Origin of the sequence: Cellulomonas endophytica, assembly GCF_004123805.1 — a bacterium.
In the GTDB taxonomy this organism is placed as follows: Bacteria; Actinomycetota; Actinomycetes; order Actinomycetales; family Cellulomonadaceae; genus Cellulomonas; species Cellulomonas endophytica.
In genome coordinates, this window is sequence record NZ_RWJX01000028.1 from 31,071 (window position 1) to 49,210 (window position 18,140).

Genomic DNA, 18,140 nt, shown 5'->3' on the forward strand with positions numbered 1-18,140 from the left:
ACGCGGTCTGGCCGCGGCAGCGGTGGTGGCAGCCCTCCTGACGGGGTGCTCCGCCGCGGCGGCCCCCGGGCCGAGCGCCACGGCGTCCGCAGTCGCGGGCGACCCCGTCGAGCGGGAGACCCCGTCCGGGGCACCGCTCGTCGGGTCCGACGGCTCCGTCCGCCCGGCCGACCCCTCCGCGTCCGCCGACGGCGGCTCGGACGGCGGGTCCGACGGCGGGTCGGGGGACGACGAGGACCAGGGCGACGGGGACGACGAGGAGCAGGACCAGGACGAGGACCGGGACAAGGAGGACGAGGTGCGACGGATGGAGGCCCCGACGACGTTCCCGTCGTGGATGACGCGGCCCACGCCGGAGTCGGGCCTGTGCCCGCGGCCCACGGTGCGGGTGCGCGACGCCGAGGAGCTGCAGGCCGCGCTCGACGACGCCGGCCCGGGCACCTCCATCCTCCTGGAGCCTGGGACGTACGACGGCGAGTTCGTCGTCCGCGCCTCCGGCACCGCCGACCGCCCGGCCGCGCTGTGCGGGCCGGCCGACGCCGTCCTCGACGGCGACGGGTGGCGCGCGGGCTACGTCCTGCACCTCGACGGCGCGCAGCACTGGGTGCTCCAGGGGTTCACCGTCCGCAACGGCCAGAAGGGCCTCATGGCCGACGGCACCGTCGGGACGACGATCAGCGGCCTCACGGTGTACGGGACCGGCGACGAGGCGATCCACCTCCGCAAGCACAGCACCGACAACCGCGTCGTGGACAACGTCATCAGCGACACGGGCCACCGGCGCGGGAAGTTCGGCGAGGGCGTCTACATCGGCACGGCGACGAGCAACTGGGAGCGCATCACCGCCGGCGAACCCGACCGCAGCGACCGCAACGAGGTCGCGCGCAACGCCGTCTACGCGACGACGAGCGAGGCCATCGACGTGAAGGAGGGCACGTCCGACGGCCTGGTGCAGGCGAACCAGCTCGACGGCTCCGGCCTGACCGACGCCGACTCCTGGGTCGACGTCAAGGGGAACGACTGGGTCGTCCGCGACAACGTCGGACGGACCAGCCCCCTCGACGGGTTCCAGACCCACGACGTCGCCGAGGGCTGGGGCACGCGCAACCTGTTCACCGGCAACCGCGGCACGCTCGACGCCGCCGAGGGGCACCTCGTCGCCCTCCGGCCCGTCAACGAGAACGTCGTGCTGTGCGACAACCGGCTCGAGGGCGGCGGCCGCTCGGCCGGCCTGTCCAACGCACCGTGCTCCTAGGCCCCGGCCGACGCAGCACCTCCACCCCCCCCCGGCACCGAGGAGACGCGAGAGATGAACCACCAGCACCGCACCGTCCGCCTGGTCGAGCCCGTCGCGGAGCGGCCGCGCATGACCGTCATCGGCACCGGCTACCTCGGCGCCACCCACGCCGTGTGCATGGCCGCCCTGGGCTTCGAGGTGCTGGGCGTCGACGTCGACGCCCGGAAGATCGAGGCGCTCGCCGCGGGCCGCGTGCCCTTCTACGAGCCCGGCCTCGAGGACCTGCTGCGGGAGACCCTCGCGACCGGCCGTCTGCGGTTCACGCAGGACTTCGCGCAGGCCGCCGCGTTCGGCGACGTGCACTTCGTCTGCGTCGGCACGCCCCAGACGAAGGGCTCGCAGGCCGCCGACCTCACCTACGTCCACGCGGCCGTCGACGCGCTCGGCCGCCACCTGCGGCGCAAGGCCCTCGTCGTGGGCAAGTCGACCGTGCCGACCGGCACGGCGGCCCAGCTCACCGCCCGGCTCCAGGCCGTCGCGCCGGCCGGGGACGCCGTCGAGCTCGCCTGGAACCCGGAGTTCCTCCGGGAGGGCTACGCCGTCGCCGACACGCTGTCCCCCGACCGCCTGGTGCTGGGGACGTCCACGGCGTGGGCCTCGGCCCAGCTGCGTGCCGCGTTCGCGCCGGTCATCGACAAGGGCACGCCCGTGGTGGAGTGCGACCTCGCCACGGCCGAGCTGGTCAAGGTCGCCGCGAACTCCTTCCTGGCGACGAAGATCTCCTACATCAACGCCATGGCGGAGGTCTGCGAGGTCACCGGCGCCGATGTCAACCTGCTCGCCAAGGCGCTGTCGTACGACGAGCGGATCGGCGCGCGCTTCCTCAAGCCGGGCCTGGGCTTCGGCGGCGGCTGCCTGCCCAAGGACATCCGTGCCTTCGCCGCCCGGGCCGAGGAGCTGGGCGTGGGCCAGGCGGTCGCGTTCCTGCACGAGGTCGACGCCATCAACGTCCGCCGGCGCCACCGCACGGTCGACCTCGTCCGCGAGCTCGCCGGCGGCAGCCTGCAGGGCGTGCGCGTCGCCGCGCTCGGCGCCGCCTTCAAGCCCAACTCCGACGACATCCGCGACGCCCCGGCCCTCGACGTGGCCCGCATGCTGCACGAGGAGGGGGCGCGGGTGCGGGTCTACGACCCGCAGGCCATGGACAACGCGCGCCGCTCGTACCCCGAGCTCGAGTACGCGGACTCGCTCCCGGCGGCCGTGCACGAGGCGGACGTCGTCGTCCTGCTCACCGAGTGGGACCAGTTCCGCCACGCCGACCCCGAGATGATGGGCTGGCTCGTCGCGCAGCGGAAGGTCGTCGACGGCCGCCACGCCCTGGACGCGGACGCCTACCGGGCCGCCGGGTGGGACTACCGCGCGCTCGGACGTCCCCTCATGCCGCGGACCGTGGACCTCGGCACCGCCGACGCCGACTCCCTCGAGTTCGCCCTCCGTCAGGCCGGCGCCGCCCCCGCGCCCGCCTGACACGGCGCCGGCCCGGGTCCCGTGCTGGGGACCCGGGCCGGACGCCCTGCGCCGCCCCGGGCGGCGCCTCAGGCGGTGGGGCTGATCGCCTTGCCGTTGGAGCCCACGAGCCCCTTCGCCGCACCGGGGGCCGCGTTCGTCGCGTCGACGACGTTCCCCGAGGCCGGGTAGAGGCCGATACCGAAGCCGGGGACCGGGCACTCGACGACGTTGCCGCGGAAGACGTTGCCCGTGCCGTAGCCGCTGTACACGGTGTGGGTCTGGAAGCCGTCGAGGAACGCACCGGACGCCGCGCGGACGACGTTGCCCTCGATGAGCCAGCCGTTGCCCTTGGCGTCCACGGCGGAGTCGGCCGAGTTCTCGCCCGAGTGGCCGACGTTGACGAACACGTTGCGCCGCAGCGTGCCCGACTCGGTGCCCTCCTTGAGGTCCGCGCCCTCCGCCGGGATGTTCGTGAAGACGTTGTCCTCGATGAGGACCCGCTCGGAGTTGTCGCGTCCGTCCGTGCAGCTGTACTTCGACCAGTTCGAGTTCGCCGAGCCGACGTAGACGCCCTCGCCGTAGCGCGGCGCCCGCAGGCCGGTGTCGTGGACGAGGGAGCCGCGCAGCACGCCGTCCGCGGAGCAGGCGCGGAAGTGCACGCCCTCGTCGCCGATGGTGCCGACGTCGACGCCCTCGAGGACGGTGCCCACCGAGCCGTCGAGGACGATGCCCTTCGTCGCGTCGCGGACGGACAGGCCGAGCACGCGCCAGTGGTCCCCGGTCACGTGCAGCCCGTAGTCCCCGGTCACGCCGCTGGAGGCCAGGACCGCCGTGCGCGGGCCGCGCAGCGTGATGGGCTGCGCCGCCGTCCCGTCGGCCGCCGCCGTCCAGCGCGAGCCGCCGGAGCGGACGTACCGACCCGGCGCGAGGTCGATGACCGTGCCCGGGCGGGCCGAGGCCAGCGCCCTCTCGAGCTGCGCGACGGTGCTGACGCCGACGACGCCGGACGCACCTGCTCCCGGGGCAGGGGTGGGCGTGGGGGCAGGGGTGGGCGTGGGGGCAGGGGTGGGCGTGGGGGTCGGGGTGGGCGTGGGGGTCGGGGTGGGCGTGGGGGTCGGGGCGGAGGTCGGGGTCGGCGTGGGGGCCGGGGTCGGGGCGGGGGCGGTGGGCATCGGCGCGGAGGTGCTCACGGTGAAGCGGACCTCGGCGCGCAGCAGCGACGCCTTCTGCGCGTCGTAGAGCCGCACCTCGAGCTCGTGCGCCCCCGCGGCGAGCGTCAGGGGCCAGGTGAAGGGCGCGGTGGTGTCGGCACCGAGGTACGTGCCGTCGACGAGGAACTTCACCTTGGCGGTGCCGGAGACGACCGGAGCCGCGACGGTGACCGACGGTGCGACGACGGACCCGGCGAGCGGGACGCCGCCGACCGTGGGGCCGGGGGCGGCGGCGCCGGCACCGGGCGCCAGGACGAGGGCGAGGGGCAGCGCGGCGGCGGCCGCGAGCGTCCGCCGGAGCAGGGTCGAGGTCATGGCGGAGGTATCGGCACCTCTCACCCGCTGCTTGAGATCCCGGCGGACCCGCCACGCCTCCGGGTGGTGCGCGCCCGTCCGCACGCGCGGGCCACCGACCCCGGTCCGGCGGCTCACGGCAGGCGGAGCACCCGCAGGTCCTCGGCGACGACGCGGGTGGCGCACGCGCGCAGCGACGCCGGGGTGTCGACGCCGGCGCGGACGAAGCGGCCGGACAGCTCGTCGAGCTCGCCGTCCCCGAACGCCCGGACGAGCTCGGCGACCTCCTCCACCGACGTCCAGTCCTTGCGGTCGTCGTGCAGCGGCATCCGGGCGGTCATGTCGGTGCGGACCACCCCGGGCGCCAGATCCTGGGTGCGGATGCCGCGGTCGCGGTACTGATGATCCAGCAGCGACGTCAGGCGCGAAAGCGCGCCCTTGCTGCTGCCGTAGCCCGTGTAATGCGCCTGGCGCCGGTGGCCCGAGCCGGAGTTCACGTCGAGGACACGGCCGCCGCCGCGTGCGAGCATCGCGGGCAGCACGGCGTGGGTGACGAGCATCGGGCCGCGCACGTTCGCCTCGACGACGCGCCACATGTCCTCGACGTCGTCCTCGGCGAAGGGTCGTTCGGCGGCCTCGATGACGCCGGCGTTGTTGACGAGGAGCCCGATGCCCCCCTGCACGGCCAGGCCGGCCTCGCTGCTGGCGACGGCGCCCGCCACCGCGGCGCCGTCGACGAGGTCCGCCGCGGCGACGACGACGTGCCGGCCGAGGGCGCGCACCTCGTCGGCGACGGCGTCCAGGCGCGCCCGGGTCCGCCCGACGAGGGCGAGGTCGTAGCCCGCGGCGGCCAGGCCCAGGGCGATGCCCCGGCCGATGCCGCGGCCGGCTCCGGTGACGAGGGCGGTCCGGGGGACGTCGACGGGGTGCACCACCTCAGCATCCCAGCCCGGACGCGCCGACGGCCGCCCCGGGGGCCGGGACGGCCGTCGTGCGGGTGAGAGATGCCTCTCAGAGGGCTCAGGCGAGCGCGAGCGCCGAGGGCTCGATGGCGGTGCCGCGCGGCCCGCCGCGCAGGGCCAGGCCCACGAGCTGGCGCAGCGGCTGCACGCGCTCCCGGGCCGGGGCCACGGGTGCCTCGGGCGTCCAGGGGACCTCGTCGACGACGAGGTCGTGCGTGGCGAGGATCTCCAGCAGGAGCCGGCGGCCGCGGGCGGTCAGCCGGTCGAGGTGCACGCTCGAGCGGTGGACGGCGAACAGGCCCGACGCCGGGTCGGAGCAGCCCGTGACCGCCGTGCCGGGCAGCAGCAGGCGGGACAGCGCCGTGACGGCGTCCTGGCTGAGGCGGTCGGCGTGCGGGGTCTCGGCTGTGCCGGTGTCCCGGCTGCCGACCACGAGGTCGAGGCTGCGGGCGCGCAGGGTGTCGACGAGGACCGGGATCATCTCCGGCGGGTGGCTGAGGTCGGCGTCCAGGACGGCGACGACCTCGCCCCGGGCGAACATGAGTCCCTCGGCCACGGCGCTGGCCTGGCCACCGGGCTCGAAGCGGTGGTGCATGCGCAGGGGCAGCGTCGAGAACGTCGCCTCGGCGGCGACCGCGGCCATGGTCCCGTCCGTCGAGTCGTCGACGTACAGGATCTCCGCGTCCCAGCCACGGAGGGCGTCGTTGAGACGACGCACCAGCTCGGCGACGTTCTGCTCCTCGTCCCGTGACGGGACGACGACGGTGAGCTCCACGAACACCCTCTCCCTCGGTCGGCGACGTGCGGTGCCGCTCACCGTCGAGCGGGCTGCCCTCAGTAGAACAAGGATCGGCAGCGGGTGAAAGTCGAGACGGTGCCGGGTGAAGAACGCTCACGAGGCGTTCACCCTGCGGACACCGGTGGTATGGGACCCCGTCGCTGGTCAGCGGAGCGCGCGGCCCCGCAGCGGCGGGCTCGCGTGACCTGCGCCACGTGCCATGCCCGCCACCACCTCGCGGAGGGCGTCGAGGCCCGAGTGCACCGGCCGCAGGTCGAGCTCGCGCGTCGCCCGTCCGGTGTCCATGAGCGGGACCTCGAGCGCCATGTCGAGCCAGCCCGGCCCGGCCGGCGCGAGGCGCGCGTGCCACGCCGCGGACAGGGCGAGCCGGGCGGTCGTCGCCGGGACGTCACGGACCTCGCCGCTGCGGGTCATGATCGTGGCGACCTCCGGCGCCGTCACCACGCCGGGGCCGGCCACGTTGAAGGCGCCCCGGGCCTGCCGGACGACGACCTCCCGCAGGGCCTCGGCCAGGTCGTCCGCGTGGACCGCCTGGAGCCGCAGGCCGCTCGGCCACGGCAGGAACGGCAGCCCGCCGTCGAGGAGGCCCACCGGCACGAAGGGCCCGAGGAAGTAGCGCGCCTGCTCGTGGCCCGCACGCCGCTGGAACACCAGCGCCGGTCGGACCCGGGCGACGACCGTTCCCGGCAGCCGCTCCTCGGACTCGTCGAGCAGCGCCTCGACCGCGGCCTTGTCGACGCTGTACGACGAGGAGCGGATGCCGCGCGTCGGCCAGTCCTCGGTGCGGGGCGTGAGGTCCGGGCCGGGGCTGTACGCACCCACCGAGGAGAGGACGACGAGGTGCCGCACCCGGGCACGGGCGACCGCCTCGACGACCCGCCGGGTGCCGCCGACGTTCACGCGGCGCAGGTAGCCGCGGTCGTGGCTGGGCTGGATCGCCCAGGCGGCGTGGACGACGGCGTCGGCGCCGCGGAAGACGGCCGCGAGACGCTCGACCGTGCGCTCGTCGGGCCCGGGGTCGGCGAGGTCCACGCCGACCCACTCCGCCACGTCGTAGGGCGCGGGCGGCGTGGTCCGCGGCGGACGGCGGACCACGCCGACGACCGACGTCACCGACGCGTCCCGGCGGAAGCGGCGCAGCAGGGCCGTCCCCACGTTCCCGCTGGCCCCGACCACGACGACTCTCATGGCGCCAGCCTGGTGGACCGCGCCGCGACCCGCACCTCGGCACCGCCGCTCCGCCGCGTCGCCGGCGCAGGCCGCCCTAACTCTCGGGTAGGTCTAGGGTTGGCTCGCCCCGCGCCCGTGGCCGACCAGGACCCGAGACCTCCGGAGGTGCCGTGACCCCGCCCCGCCGGCCCGCCCCGCCGCTGCCGCCCGACCCCTCGGCCGCCGCCATCGCGTGCGCGGACCTGCTGCGCCGCGCGCCCGACGGGATCGGCCTCGTCGACGCGCGCGGGACCCACGTCGCGGTGCCGCCCGCCCTCGTCGACGTCCTCCTGCGCGCCGCGGACCGGCTCGCCTCCGGGGCGCCGCCCGTCGACGACGACGGCGGGTGGCTGCGGACCGGCCAGGCGGCCGCCATGCTCGGGGTCAGCCGCCGCACGCTCGTCCGCCTCCTCGACGACGGCCGGCTCCCCTACGACCGGACCGGTCCTGGCGGCCACCGCCGGCTGCGGCGCCGCGACGTGCTCGCCCACCTCGACGACCGACGTGAGGACCCCCCGGCGTCCGGGTGACCCACCGGCCCACGGGTCAGCGCCGCCGCCCACCGGACGATGGGCCGCTCATGAGCGCACGGACGGCAGCCCCTGCCTGGCACGATGCCGCCGTGCGCCTCTCCCCCGACCGCGTCGCCTGGGTGGACGTGGCCAAGGGGGCGTCGGTCGTGCTCGTGGTGCTGCACCACACGCTGCTGGCGCTCACCGCCACCGGGTACGCCCCCCGCGTCCTGCTCGAGGCGAGCACGGCCCTCGGCACCCTGCGCATGCCGCTGTTCTTCCTGGCGTCCGGGCTGTTCGCCGGGAGGGCGCTCGCCGGGCCCTGGGGCCCGCTGCTCCGGCGGCGCGTGGCCCTGTTCGCCTGGGTCTACGTGCTGTGGTGCGCGCTGCGCCTGCCGTTCTTCTCGCTGCTGGCGCACGGCCTCGACCTCGCCGCCTGGCCGTCCCCCGCCGTGCTGGTCCACGCCCTGTGGCAGCCCTCCTCGAGCCTGTGGTTCGTGCACGCGCTCGCCGTGTTCTCCCTGGCGGGCCGCCTGCTCCGGCCCGTGCCGGTGCCGGTCCGCCTCGGGGGCGCCGCGGTGCTGTCCGCGGTCGTGGGCAGCGGGCTCGTCCCCGTCGACAGCTACGCCTGGCGCAGCATGGGGGCCTACCTCGTCTTCTTCCTGCTCGGCGCCCACGGCTCGGGGGCCCTGCGGCGTGCCGTCGCCCGCCTGACGCGTCCCGCCGCGGCCGCGGGCGCGCTCGCGCTGGGCGCGGCCTTCGCCGTGGCCACCGCTGCGGTCCACGGGTCCGAGCTCGCCCGGGTCCCCGGGGTCCGGCTGGGGGTCGGGCTCGTGGCCGTCGCGGCCGCCGTGCTCGCGGCGGCCGCGGTCGGGGACGGGCGGCTCGCCGCGGTCCCCCGGCGGCTCGGCACCCGCACGCTCGACGTCTACCTCGTGCACGGCCTCCTGCTGGCTGCGGCGCTGCACGTGGTCGTCGCCGTGGTCCCGGCGCCCGCCGGGGGGCCGCCTCCCCTGCCGGCGGCCGCCGGGCTGACGGTGGCGCTCGTCGTCGGGTGCGTGACGGGCTCGCTCGCCGTCGGGCGTGCGCTGCGCCGTGCCGGCGCGGGCTGGCTGTTCGCGCTCCCCGCGCCGCTCTCCGGCCGCCGGCCGGCGACCTCGGCCACCGCGGGCCGTGGCGCGGGAGTCGTCCCCGCGCCACGGCCCCTCGCCGGCGCCACCGCGTCCTGACCCCCGGTCCTCACGCGCGCCCCTACCCTCGTCACCAGACGAGCAGCGCTCCCGCCAGGAGCAGGCACAGCCCCGCCACGCCCAGACCTGCGGTGACCCACAGGGGCGGCCGCAGCGGGGCCGCCTCGACGGGGCCCGCGCCGCGTCCGAGCCGGACGAGGAGCACCGCGGCGACGACGGACGCGGCCGTGCCGGCGAGGAGCAGGAGGGCGGCGAGCACGCCTCAGCTCGAGGTGCCGACGACGTCGACGACGAAGACGAGCGTGTCGCCGCCCTTGATGCCCGCCTGGGGGACGCCCCGGTCGCCGTAGCCGAGGTGGGACGGGATGGACAGCAGCACGCGGCTGCCGACCTGCTGGCCCACGAGGCCCTCGTCCCAGCCGGCGATGACGGAGCCGACGCCGATGGGGAAGCTGATGGAGGAGCCGCGGTCGTAGGAGTTGTCGAAGACGGAGCCGTTCCAGCTCTGGCCGAGGTAGTGCACCTCGATCTCGTCGCCCGCCTCCACGAGCTCGCCGTCCCCGCGGGACAGGACGACCACCTGGAGGTCGGCCGGCGCCGCACCGGCGGGGAACGTGAGGGTCGGCTTCTCGCCGAAGGAGCCCGAGACCTCGGGCAGGGCGGCAGACGTCATGGTGGGGCCTCCGTGGTGGTGGGTGGGTCGTCGCTCATCCTGCCCTGCCCCGCCGACACGCACCGCACCGGGGACCCGCACCTCGTCGGGCCGCGCCTCGACGCCCGCCCCGGGGACGGCACGACCCCCGGGAGCGGTGCTCCCGGGGGTCACGGGCCGTGCGTGCGACGAGGTCAGTCGTCGCCGCGCAGGATGGCGATGAGGCGCAGCAGCTCGAGGTAGAGCCAGATGAGCGTCACGAGCAGGCCGAAGGCGCCGGCCCAGGCGTAGCGGGCGGGGACGCCCTGGCGCACGCCGCGCTGGATGGAGTCGAAGTCCATGATGAGGCTCATCGCGCCGAGCACGACGGCCACGAGCCCGACGACGAAGCCGAGGGGCCCGGCGCGCAGCTCGACGACCCCGGTCACGGAGAGCACCAGGTTCACCAGCGAGAACACGAGGTAGCCGACCAGGCCCACCATGAGGATCCGCGTGAACTTCGGCGTGACCCGGACCTTGCCGGAGGAGAAGAGGAACAGCGAGGCCGCGAACACCGACACCGTCGCGAGGACGGCCTGCAGGACGATGCCGTCCCAGCGCGCGTCGTAGAACGCGCTGATGCCGCCGAGGAAGAAGCCCTGGGCGACGGCGTACAGGCTGATGAGCACGGGGCTCGGCTCGCGCTTGAATGCGTTGACCAGGCCCAGGACGAGGCCGACGAGCGCGCCGCCGATCCACAGGAACGGCATCGTGTCGACGAGCATCCACGACGCGGTGGCCGCCACCACGAGCACGGCCAGGAGCCCGCCCGTCTTCATGATGACGTCGTCGTACGTCATGCGGCCGGTGTCGCGCGTCGTCGCCGCGGGGGCGCCGTACATCGTCTCGAGGGTCGCCGCGTCCGCCGCCGGGGCGCCGTACGTGCCGGCGGACATCACCGACGCGTCGCGGCCGGGCCGCTGCTTGGCGGGGTCGCGGAACACGGGGGAGTTGCTGAACACGGGATTGGCCATCGGGGCTCCAGGTGCTCCTGACTCGGTCGTCTCGACGGGCCGTCACGGCCCGACGTGGTGCTCAACGTAGCGGTGGTGCGTTCCGTTCCCCTCCGGGGCGACCCCGGTCCACCCTCAGGGACGCACCCGCGCGGGGTCAGGGCGATCCCCCTGCGGTGGGACCCCGCGGGCGCCGAAGGATCCGCCTCGCGACGGGTCCGCCGCCACCCCGCGGCCCCCTAGCGTCGTGCCCATGATCGAAGCCCAGGGTCTGACGAAGAGGTACGGCGCGAAGACCGCCGTCGACGACATCTCCTTCACCGTGCGCCCCGGCCAGGTGACGGGGTTCCTCGGCCCGAACGGGGCCGGCAAGTCCACGACGATGCGCATGATCGTGGGCCTGGACCGGCCCAGCGCCGGCACGGTCACGCTCGACGGCCGCCCCTACGCCGCCCTGCGCTCGCCGCTCACGGAGGTCGGCGCCCTGCTGGACGCCAAGGCCGTCCACACCGGCCGCAGCGCGCGCCAGCACCTGCGGGCCATGGCCGCGACGCACGGCATCGGCCGCAAGCGGGTCGACGAGGTCATCGACATGACCGGCCTGCAGACCGTCGCCGGCAAGCGCGTGGGCGGGTTCTCGCTCGGCATGGGCCAGCGGCTCGGCATCGCCGCGGCCCTGCTCGGCGACCCGCGCACCCTCATCCTCGACGAGCCGGTGAACGGGCTCGACCCGGAGGGCGTCCTGTGGGTGCGCAACCTCGTGCGCTACCTCGCCGCCGAGGGGCGGACGGTCTTCCTGTCCTCGCACCTCATGAGCGAGATGGCGCAGACCGCCGACCACCTGCTCGTCATCGGCCGCGGCCGGATCCTCGCGGACGCCCCCGTCTCGCAGGTCGTCGCCGCGGCGACCTCGCAGACCGTGCGCGTCCGCTCGCCCCAGGTCTCGACCCTCGTCGAGCTGCTCGCCCCGCACGGCGCGGGCGCCACGGTGGTGGAGCCGGGCCTCGTCGACCTCACGGGCGTCACCGCCGCCGAGGTCGGGGAGGCCGCCGCGTCCGCGGGCGTGGTGCTCCACGAGCTCTCGCCCCGGTCCGGCTCGCTGGAGGAGGCGTACATGTCCCTGACCCAGGAGGCCGTCGAGTACGTCACGCACGGCACGCCCGACGCGGCGCCCGGCACCCTCACGGACGACGCCCGTCCCGCCGGCACCCCCGACCCCGCCCTCGTCGCCGCCGGCGGCCGGCACGCGACCCACGACGGAGGCACCCGATGAGCACCGCCACCCTCTCCCCCGCCGCGGTCGACCGCGGCCGTCCCGGCCCCTCCTCCCCCGCCACCCGGGTGACCTTCGCCCGCGTCCTGCGCGCGGAGCGGATCAAGCTGTGGTCCCTGCGCTCGACGTGGTGGACCCTCGGCCTCACGGTGGTCGCCTTCGTCGGCATGGTCGCCGGGATGAGCGCCCTCGTCCGCTCCCTGGCGCCCGAGGAGGCCGCCGAGGCGGCGGCGGGCGGCGCCCCGCTGTCCGCCGAGGCCGTGTACTCCATCGCGGTGCAGCCCGCGTCCCTCGCGGCGGTCGTGCTCGGCGTCCTCGTCATCACCGGCGAGTACTCCACGGGCATGATCCGGTCGACCTTCGCGGCGGTGCCCCGCCGGCTGCCGGCCCTGTGGGCCAAGGCGATCGTCGTCTTCGCCGTCATGCTCCTCACCGCCGCGCTCGCGGTGGCGATCGGCGTCGCCGTGTCCTGGCTCATCCTCGACGGCCGTGGGCTCGCCCTCGACCTGTCGGAGGGCGACAACCTCCGGCTCCTGGGCGGGTCGGCGCTGTACCTGGCCACCCTGGCGCTCTTCGCCTTCGCGGTCGGGGCGCTCGTGCGGCACTCCGCCGGCGCGCTGGCGACGGTCTTCGGGCTGCTGCTCGTGGTGGAGAACGTCGTCGCGGCGGTCCCGTGGGAGCCCCTGCGCTGGGTGCGCCCCTTCCTGCCCGCCAGCGCAGGCTCCCGCGTCACCCTCCCCGAGGAGTGGCAGGGCATGTTCGCCAACGAGCAGATGTACGCGGTGGACCCGGGGCTGTGGGGCTCCTACGCGATCCTCGTGGCGTGGGCCGCCGTCCTGCTCGCGATCGCGGCCGTGCTCGTCCGGCGCCGCGACGCCTGACGCGGGTCCCCCGCACCACCTCCGACGGCCCGGCCGGGCGAACCGGCCGGGCCGTCGGCGTCCCCGTGCGGGCGCGGGGAGGGGCCTCGGGACGGGGACCCCGACGGCGCGGACGCCCCCGAGGGGGAGGTTAGGCTCCCCTTCCATGACCCAGGCCCCCGTGCGCGCCCCTCGTCGCCCCGCCGCGCTCGCGGCCCGGGTGGTCCGCAAGGAGCGGCTCACGCCGCACCTCGTGCGCCTCGTGCTCGGCGGCGGCGACCTGGCGCGCTTCGAGCCCTCGCCGCACGCCGACTCCTACGTCAAGCTGGCGTTCTGCCCGCCCGGCGCGCGGCCGCGGACCGAGGACGGCCGGGTCGACCTCGCCGCCGTGCGGGAGGCCCTGGGACCCGACGCGGTGCGGCTGCGGGCCTACACCGTCCGGGCCTTCGACGCGGCCGCCGCCGAGCTCACCCTCGACGTCGTCGTCCACGGCGACGAGGGGCTCGCCGGTCCGTGGGCGGCCCGGGCCGCCGGCGGGGAGGAGGCGCTCGTGGTCGGGCCCGGCGGGGCGTGGTCGCCCGACCCCGCCCACGCCGCGCACCTGCTCGTCGGGGACGCCAGCGCCCTGCCGGCCGTGGCGGTCGCCCTCGAGCGCCTGCCGGCCGACGCCGTGGGCCACGCGGTGCTCGAGGTGCCCGGGCCCGAGGACCGGCTCCCCCTCGTCGCCCCCGCCGGCGTCCACGTCACCTGGCTCGGGACCGGGACGGGGCGGCCCGGGCGGGCGCTCGTCGAGGCCGTCCGCGCCCTGCCCGCGCTGCCGGCGCCGCTCGGGGCCTTCCTGCACGGCGAGGCCGAGGCGGTGCGCGAGCTGCGGCGCCACCTGCGCCAGGACCGCGGGGTCGCCCGCGAGGCGCTGTCCGCCTCGGGCTACTGGCGGCTCGGGCTCGACGACGAGGGCTGGCGCGCGGCGAAGCGCGGCTGGGTCGAGGCCGTCGAGGCCGAGGACGCCGCCTGACCCTCGTCGAGACCGCCCCCGGCGCGCGGCGCGGCGCCGGCGTGCCCGTTGGACGGGGCACCCGTCCCCGCGAGCGGGCCTGCGGGCACCTCCGTGCCCGGCGCGCGGCCCTGCGACCGGCCGGGGGTGGCACGGCGCCGCCACGGCAGGAGCGCCAGCACGCCGACGGCCCACAGCGCGAGGACCACGAGGTCGCCGCTGTTCACGCCGTGCGACACGGTCACCGCCAGCACGTGACGGCCCGCGTACGGCCCGTGGCCGAGGACGAGCAGGCCGGCCAGCGCGGTGAGCACGGCGGCCACCAGGGCACGAGCGGTCCAGGACATGGGAGGACCCTAACGACCGGGTGTGTCGAGGGTGTGTCGGCGCCGTGAGACGTGCGCACGAGGGGCACGGGAGCCACTCGCACGGGTGACACGCACCCGCCTGGGCACGGGCCGTCCGGGGTGCCCCCGCCGGGGTTCGAACCCGGACTGGGCCGGGTTTAAGCCGGCTGCCTCTGCCTGTTGGGCTACGGGGGCGGCGACCCGCGCCCGCCGCCGGGCTCGGACGCAGGACCGGGCGCCGCGGGTCGCAGGACCCGCGACGCCCGGCCGGGGCGTGCTCCCGGCCAGGCCGGGCGAGGCGTCAGGGACGCGGCGCGTTCTGCTTCTCCTGCGCCGCCGGGGAGCCCTGCTCCTCCTTGATCGCGGGGATCGACGGCTCTGTGCCGGTCGTCTTCGCGTCCTTGACCGCCGCGGCGATCTCCGGGTCGCGGACGGGCGGCTCCTGGACGCGCGGCTTCGACGGCTGCGACGCGGCGCGGAACTCCGCGCGCGGGTCGTGGATCGCGCCGAGGGCGACGACCTCGCGGCGGAAGACGAGCGCGCCCGTCCAGCCGGCCGCGATGCGGACCTTACGGTTGAGCGTCGGCATGGCGCTGACGTGGTAGCTGCGGTGCAGCACCCAGGCGAGGAACCCGCGGACCTTCACCTTGCCGAACATCTGCGCGACGCCCTTGTAGACGCCGAGCGACGCCACGGCGCCGATGTTCTTGTGGCTGTACTCCGTCGGCTCGGCCGAGCGCAGCACGAGGGCGAGGTTGTCCCCCAGGTGCTTGGCCTCGCGCAGCGCGTGCTGGGCGTTCGGGGGGCAGGTCTTGCCCGGCTGCGTGAGGTCGGGGACCGCCGCGCAGTCGCCCGCGGCGTACGCGTCGGCGACGACGGTGCCGTCCTCCTGCACCACCTGGAGCTTGGCGTTGCAGATCACGCGGCCCAGCTTGTCGAGCGGCAGGTCCGAGTGCTGCAGCACGGGGTTGGCCTTCACGCCGGCGGTCCAGACGACCGTCTCCGCGTCGAACTCCGTCTTGTTCGACAGCACGACGTGGCCGTCGACGCAGGAGTTGAGGAAGGTCGAGAGGTGGATCTCGATGTTGCGCTTGCGCAGCTGCTCGAGCGTGTAGCCGCCGAGCTCCTCGCTGACCTCGGGGAGGATGCGCGTGGAGCCCTCGACGAGGACGAAGCGGAGCTCCTCCTCCTCGATCGCCCGGTAGTACTTCACCGTGTCGCGGGCCATGTCCTCGACCTCGGCGAGCGCCTCGATGCCGGCGAACCCGCCACCGACGAAGACGAAGGTGAGCATCTTGCGCCGCAGCTCGGGGTCCCAGGTGCTCGCCGCGACGTCGATGCGGTTGAGCACGTGGTTGCGCAGCGCGATGGCCTCCTCGACGTTCTTGAAGCCGATCGCCTGCTCCGCCAGGCCCGGGATGGGCAGCGTGCGCGCGACGGACCCGAGGCCGACGACGAGGTGGTCGTACGTCACCCAGTAGGGCTCGCCCTCCTCGGGCGTGATCTGCACGGTGCGCTCCGCGTGCTTGATCTCCGAGACCTTGCCCTGGAGCACGTCGACGTTCTTCAGGGCCCGGCGGTGGGGCGCGACGGCCCACCGCGGGTCGATCGACCCGGCCGCCACCTCGGGGAGGAAGGGGTAGTACGTCATGTACGGGCGCGGGTCGACGACGACGATCGCCGCCTCGCGCTTGCCGAGCTGCTTGCGCAGGCGGTTGGCGGTGTACAGGCCCACGGTGCCGCCCCCGAGGACGAGGACGCGGGGCACCTTGCGGGGCTTGGTGGAGCTGGCGGACTCGGGCATGGGACCACCGTACCGGCGGTGGCCGCACGGTGCCGCACGCGGTCCGGGCCCCCCGGGCGTGATGCGCGGCACGCCCCGGGGCTCAGGCGGCGACGAGCCCGAGCGCGATCCCGTCGAGGATGTCGTGCTCCGAGGTGACGACGTCCCCGAGCGCCCCGCCGGCGGCGGCCACGTCCCCGGCGACGCGCTGCACGACCGCCTCCCACACGAGCGCGCCGGCGCCGATGACGTCGACGCGGCCCGGGTGCATGAAGGGCAGGGCGGCCCGCTCGTCCCGCGGCCGGCGCAGGAGGTCCTCGCAGGCCGCGAGCACGCGGTCGACCGGCAGGGTCGAGCCGTGGATGCGGGCGGGGTCGTAGCGGTCCAGCCCCAGGGCGTGCGCGGTCACCGTGGTCACCGTGCCCGCCAGGCCGACGAGGGTCCGCGCCCGCGACAGGTCGACGTGCCCGGCCGCCTCGTCGAGCGCCGCGGCGACGTCCCGCCGCGCGGCGGCGACCTCGTCGGGGGCCGGGGGGTCCGAGCGGAGGTGGCGCTCCGTCATCCGGACGCAGCCCACGTCCATCGACCAGGCGGCGTCGGGGGCGTCCGTGCCGAGCACGAGCTCCGTGGAGCCGCCCCCGAGGTCGACGACGAGGTACGGCCCCGGGTGCGCGCCGAGGTCGCCGACCGCGCCGCGGAAGGACAGCGCCGCCTCCTCCGCCCCGGCCACGACCTCGGGCACGACCCCGAGGGCCTCGCGCACGCCGTCGACGAACTCGTCGCGGTTCTCCGCGTCCCGGGTGGCGGACGTCGCGACGAACCGCACCCGCTCCACGCCGAGCTCCTCGCAGCGCCGGGCGTACCGGCGGCTGGCGTCCAGGGTGCGTGCGAGCGCCTCGGGTGCCAGGCGGCCCGTCCGGTCGACGCCCTGGCCCAGGCGGACCACCTCCATGCGCCGGTCGACGTCCGTGAGGGTCCCGCCCTCGACGTCGGCGACGAGGAGCCGGATGGAGTTGGTCCCGCAGTCGATGGCAGCCACGCGCGTCACGGCGCCCATGGTGCCAGCCGCGGGGCCGGTGGCCGCACCCGAGCCCGGCACCGGTGCTCGTCGGACGAGCCCGGCGCTCCCGGTCAGCAGGTGCAGCGGTCCGGGCGCCATGCGTGCGCGACCGCGGCGAGCACCTCGTCGCCGAGCGGGTTGACGCCCGGGCCGGCCGCGAGCGCGTGCCCGGCCAGGACGTGCAGGCACTTCACGCGCGTGGGCATGCCGCCGGCCGAGATCCCGGCGATCTCCGGCACGTGCCCCAGCTCCTCGCGGTCGGCCAGGTAGGCCTCGTGCGCCCGCGCGTACGCCGCCGCGAGCTCGGGGTCCTCCGCGAGGCGCTGGGTCATCGTGCGCATGACGCCCGACGCCTCGAGGGTGCTCACGGCCGCCACCGCGGGCGGGCACGTGAGGTAGTACGTCGTGGGGAAGGGCGTGCCGTCGTCGAGGCGGGGCGCCGTCCGGACCACCGTCGGGCGCCCGCAGACGCAGCGGGCGGCGACGCCGACGACGCCGCGCGGGGGCCGGCCGAGCTGCTCGCGCAGGACCTCGAGGTCGGCGGGGGCGACGGCGGAGGTCTGCGGGGGCACGTCCCCATCATCGCCGATCCGCGGAGGTGGCCCCGGCCGCGGTGCCCTCAGGGGGCGGGCGTCGCCGCGGGGTCCGCCGGGTCGGCGGGGTCGGCGGGGTCGTCGGCCGAGCCGTCCGCGTCCTCGCCCGGCACGGCCGGGTCGGTCGCCTCCGGTGCCGTCGCCGACGGGGCCGGAGGGGTCACCGGCGAGGCCCCTGCCTCCTCGACGGAGGACCAGATGGTCTGGTACCAGGGCCGGGTGCTGCCGTCCTCCGCCAGCCCGGTGCCGGTGACGGGGCCGGCGGGCGCGACCGCCTCCGGCACGGTGCCCGGGTCGACGACCCGGTAGGCGGTCTCGCCGGGGAGCACGAAGGACAGCCGCTCCCGGGCCTGCGCCCGGACGAAGGCGGGGTCGTCCCAGCGGTCGAGCTCCGCGCCCAGGTCCTCGTTGGCGGCCCGGGCGGCGCCCACCTGCGCCTCGAGCCGGCGCAGCTCCGCGGCCTGCTCGAGGTAGGCGCCGAGGGTGGGCTGCACGAGCACGAACGCGGTGATGACGACGACGGCGAGGACGAGCACCCGGACCGTGAACAGGCGCGGCACGCCCGTCCGCGGCACCGCCTCCGGGACGCGGCTGCGGCGGGGCGCGGGCTCCCCCGGCGCGGCGCCCCGGCCCCGCGGGGCGCGCGAGCCGGCACGGCCGCCA

The 18,140-nt window shown here is 76.3% G+C and carries 19 protein-coding genes and 1 tRNA gene; 7 read left to right on the forward strand and 13 right to left on the reverse strand.

Annotation, left to right across the window (positions count from 1 at the left end; translation table 11 throughout):
- Positions 1 to 25: 25 nt before the first annotated feature.
- Both EJA20_RS10150 and EJA20_RS10155 read left to right on the forward strand, forming a co-directional pair.
- Positions 26 to 1,255 carry a right-handed parallel beta-helix repeat-containing protein gene (locus EJA20_RS10150; protein WP_240675330.1) on the forward strand — a complete coding sequence of 410 codons (1,230 nt, stop codon included), beginning with the start codon at positions 26 to 28 and terminating at the stop codon, positions 1,253 to 1,255.
- 54 nt (positions 1,256 to 1,309) lie between these two features.
- On the forward strand, positions 1,310 to 2,764 hold the full coding sequence (locus EJA20_RS10155; protein ID WP_129338040.1) for a UDP-glucose dehydrogenase family protein: 1,455 nt from the start codon (positions 1,310 to 1,312) through the stop codon (positions 2,762 to 2,764).
- Between the two features lie 68 nt (positions 2,765 to 2,832).
- Here the strand turns inward: EJA20_RS10155 and EJA20_RS10160 are convergent, their stop codons facing one another.
- From EJA20_RS10160 to EJA20_RS10175, 4 genes are all read right to left on the reverse strand, one after another.
- On the reverse strand, positions 2,833 to 4,272 hold the full coding sequence (locus EJA20_RS10160) for an Ig-like domain-containing protein (protein ID WP_129338041.1): 1,440 nt from the start codon (positions 4,270 to 4,272) through the stop codon (positions 2,833 to 2,835).
- A 113-nt stretch (positions 4,273 to 4,385) separates the two neighbouring features.
- Positions 4,386 to 5,183, reverse strand: coding sequence for an SDR family NAD(P)-dependent oxidoreductase (locus EJA20_RS10165; RefSeq protein WP_240675331.1), 798 nt, complete (start codon positions 5,181 to 5,183; stop codon positions 4,386 to 4,388).
- Between the two features lie 88 nt (positions 5,184 to 5,271).
- A complete protein-coding gene (locus tag EJA20_RS10170) occupies positions 5,272 to 5,988 on the reverse strand; it encodes a glycosyltransferase (protein WP_164983926.1) in 717 nt (238 codons plus the stop codon).
- A 168-nt stretch (positions 5,989 to 6,156) separates the two neighbouring features.
- On the reverse strand, positions 6,157 to 7,200 hold the full coding sequence (locus EJA20_RS10175) for an NAD-dependent epimerase/dehydratase family protein (RefSeq protein WP_129338044.1): 1,044 nt from the start codon (positions 7,198 to 7,200) through the stop codon (positions 6,157 to 6,159).
- Positions 7,201 to 7,352: 152 nt separating this feature from the next.
- On the opposite strand from EJA20_RS10175, the gene EJA20_RS19105 reads away from it, so the two are divergent.
- Together EJA20_RS19105 and EJA20_RS10185 are read left to right on the forward strand one after the other, a co-directional pair.
- Positions 7,353 to 7,751, forward strand: coding sequence for a helix-turn-helix domain-containing protein (locus EJA20_RS19105; RefSeq protein ID WP_205687446.1), 399 nt, complete (start codon positions 7,353 to 7,355; stop codon positions 7,749 to 7,751).
- Between the two features lie 92 nt (positions 7,752 to 7,843).
- Positions 7,844 to 8,962 (forward strand): acyltransferase family protein, encoded by a 1,119-nt coding sequence (locus EJA20_RS10185; RefSeq protein WP_164983927.1) that lies wholly within the window; start codon positions 7,844 to 7,846, stop codon positions 8,960 to 8,962.
- A gap of 31 nt (positions 8,963 to 8,993) precedes the next feature.
- Here the strand turns inward: EJA20_RS10185 and EJA20_RS10190 are convergent, their stop codons facing one another.
- The 3 genes from EJA20_RS10190 to EJA20_RS10200 all read right to left on the reverse strand — a co-directional run bounded on the left by EJA20_RS10190 (position 8,994) and on the right by EJA20_RS10200 (position 10,588).
- Entirely contained in the window at positions 8,994 to 9,182 is a 189-nt protein-coding gene (locus tag EJA20_RS10190) for a hypothetical protein (RefSeq protein WP_129338046.1), read from the reverse strand.
- A gap of 3 nt (positions 9,183 to 9,185) precedes the next feature.
- Positions 9,186 to 9,596, reverse strand: a complete 411-nt coding sequence (locus tag EJA20_RS10195) for an FKBP-type peptidyl-prolyl cis-trans isomerase (RefSeq protein WP_129338047.1) — start codon at positions 9,594 to 9,596, stop codon at positions 9,186 to 9,188.
- 173 nt (positions 9,597 to 9,769) lie between these two features.
- Positions 9,770 to 10,588: a Bax inhibitor-1/YccA family protein gene (locus EJA20_RS10200; protein ID WP_129338048.1), complete on the reverse strand. Its 819-nt coding sequence runs from the start codon at positions 10,586 to 10,588 to the stop codon at positions 9,770 to 9,772.
- A gap of 232 nt (positions 10,589 to 10,820) precedes the next feature.
- Here EJA20_RS10200 and EJA20_RS10205 point away from each other — a divergent pair, with 232 nt between their 5' ends.
- From EJA20_RS10205 to EJA20_RS10215, 3 genes are all read left to right on the forward strand, one after another.
- Positions 10,821 to 11,840 (forward strand): ABC transporter ATP-binding protein, encoded by a 1,020-nt coding sequence (locus EJA20_RS10205; RefSeq protein ID WP_129338049.1) that lies wholly within the window; start codon positions 10,821 to 10,823, stop codon positions 11,838 to 11,840.
- Complete coding sequence (locus tag EJA20_RS10210; RefSeq protein WP_129338050.1) at positions 11,837 to 12,721, forward strand: ABC transporter permease; 885 nt, start codon at positions 11,837 to 11,839, stop codon at positions 12,719 to 12,721. Before EJA20_RS10205 ends, EJA20_RS10210 begins: the two co-directional genes overlap by 4 nt.
- A gap of 145 nt (positions 12,722 to 12,866) precedes the next feature.
- The gene (locus EJA20_RS10215; RefSeq protein ID WP_129338051.1) at positions 12,867 to 13,715 is read left to right on the forward strand and encodes a siderophore-interacting protein; all 849 of its coding nucleotides are present in this window, start codon (positions 12,867 to 12,869) and stop codon (positions 13,713 to 13,715) included.
- On the opposite strand, the gene EJA20_RS10220 is transcribed toward EJA20_RS10215, so the two are convergent.
- The 6 genes from EJA20_RS10220 to EJA20_RS10245 all read right to left on the reverse strand — a co-directional run.
- The gene (locus EJA20_RS10220) at positions 13,628 to 14,041 is read right to left on the reverse strand and encodes a hypothetical protein (protein WP_129338052.1); all 414 of its coding nucleotides are present in this window, start codon (positions 14,039 to 14,041) and stop codon (positions 13,628 to 13,630) included. The genes EJA20_RS10215 and EJA20_RS10220 overlap by 88 nt on opposite strands.
- A gap of 121 nt (positions 14,042 to 14,162) precedes the next feature.
- Positions 14,163 to 14,236, reverse strand: a tRNA-Leu gene (locus EJA20_RS10225).
- 106 nt (positions 14,237 to 14,342) lie between these two features.
- Positions 14,343 to 15,845, reverse strand: a complete 1,503-nt coding sequence (locus tag EJA20_RS10230; protein ID WP_129338053.1) for an NAD(P)/FAD-dependent oxidoreductase — start codon at positions 15,843 to 15,845, stop codon at positions 14,343 to 14,345.
- Between the two features lie 82 nt (positions 15,846 to 15,927).
- Positions 15,928 to 16,872 (reverse strand): Ppx/GppA phosphatase family protein, encoded by a 945-nt coding sequence (locus EJA20_RS10235; RefSeq protein WP_276319529.1) that lies wholly within the window; start codon positions 16,870 to 16,872, stop codon positions 15,928 to 15,930.
- An 83-nt stretch (positions 16,873 to 16,955) separates the two neighbouring features.
- Positions 16,956 to 17,456, reverse strand: a complete 501-nt coding sequence (locus tag EJA20_RS10240; protein ID WP_129338055.1) for a DUF501 domain-containing protein — start codon at positions 17,454 to 17,456, stop codon at positions 16,956 to 16,958.
- 47 nt (positions 17,457 to 17,503) lie between these two features.
- A partial coding sequence (locus tag EJA20_RS10245) for an FtsB family cell division protein (protein WP_240675332.1) occupies positions 17,504 to 18,140 on the reverse strand: 637 nt, incomplete at its 5' end.

Excerpts from the sequence above, each read along its gene's own strand:
- EJA20_RS10155 (WP_129338040.1), top strand. The coding sequence starts at position 1,310 with ATGAACCACCAGCACCGCACCGTCCGCCTGGTCGAGCCCGTCGCGGAG.
- EJA20_RS10160 (WP_129338041.1), bottom strand. The coding sequence starts at position 4,272 with ATGACCTCGACCCTGCTCCGGCGGACGCTCGCGGCCGCCGCCGCGCTG.
- EJA20_RS10175 (WP_129338044.1), bottom strand. The coding sequence starts at position 7,200 with ATGAGAGTCGTCGTGGTCGGGGCCAGCGGGAACGTGGGGACGGCCCTG.
- EJA20_RS10195 (WP_129338047.1), bottom strand. The coding sequence starts at position 9,596 with ATGACGTCTGCCGCCCTGCCCGAGGTCTCGGGCTCCTTCGGCGAGAAG.
- EJA20_RS10200 (WP_129338048.1), bottom strand. The coding sequence starts at position 10,588 with ATGGCCAATCCCGTGTTCAGCAACTCCCCCGTGTTCCGCGACCCCGCC.
- EJA20_RS10205 (WP_129338049.1), top strand. The coding sequence starts at position 10,821 with ATGATCGAAGCCCAGGGTCTGACGAAGAGGTACGGCGCGAAGACCGCC.
- EJA20_RS10210 (WP_129338050.1), top strand. The coding sequence starts at position 11,837 with ATGAGCACCGCCACCCTCTCCCCCGCCGCGGTCGACCGCGGCCGTCCC.
- EJA20_RS10215 (WP_129338051.1), top strand. The coding sequence starts at position 12,867 with ATGACCCAGGCCCCCGTGCGCGCCCCTCGTCGCCCCGCCGCGCTCGCG.
- EJA20_RS10220 (WP_129338052.1), bottom strand. The coding sequence starts at position 14,041 with ATGTCCTGGACCGCTCGTGCCCTGGTGGCCGCCGTGCTCACCGCGCTG.
- EJA20_RS10230 (WP_129338053.1), bottom strand. The coding sequence starts at position 15,845 with ATGCCCGAGTCCGCCAGCTCCACCAAGCCCCGCAAGGTGCCCCGCGTC.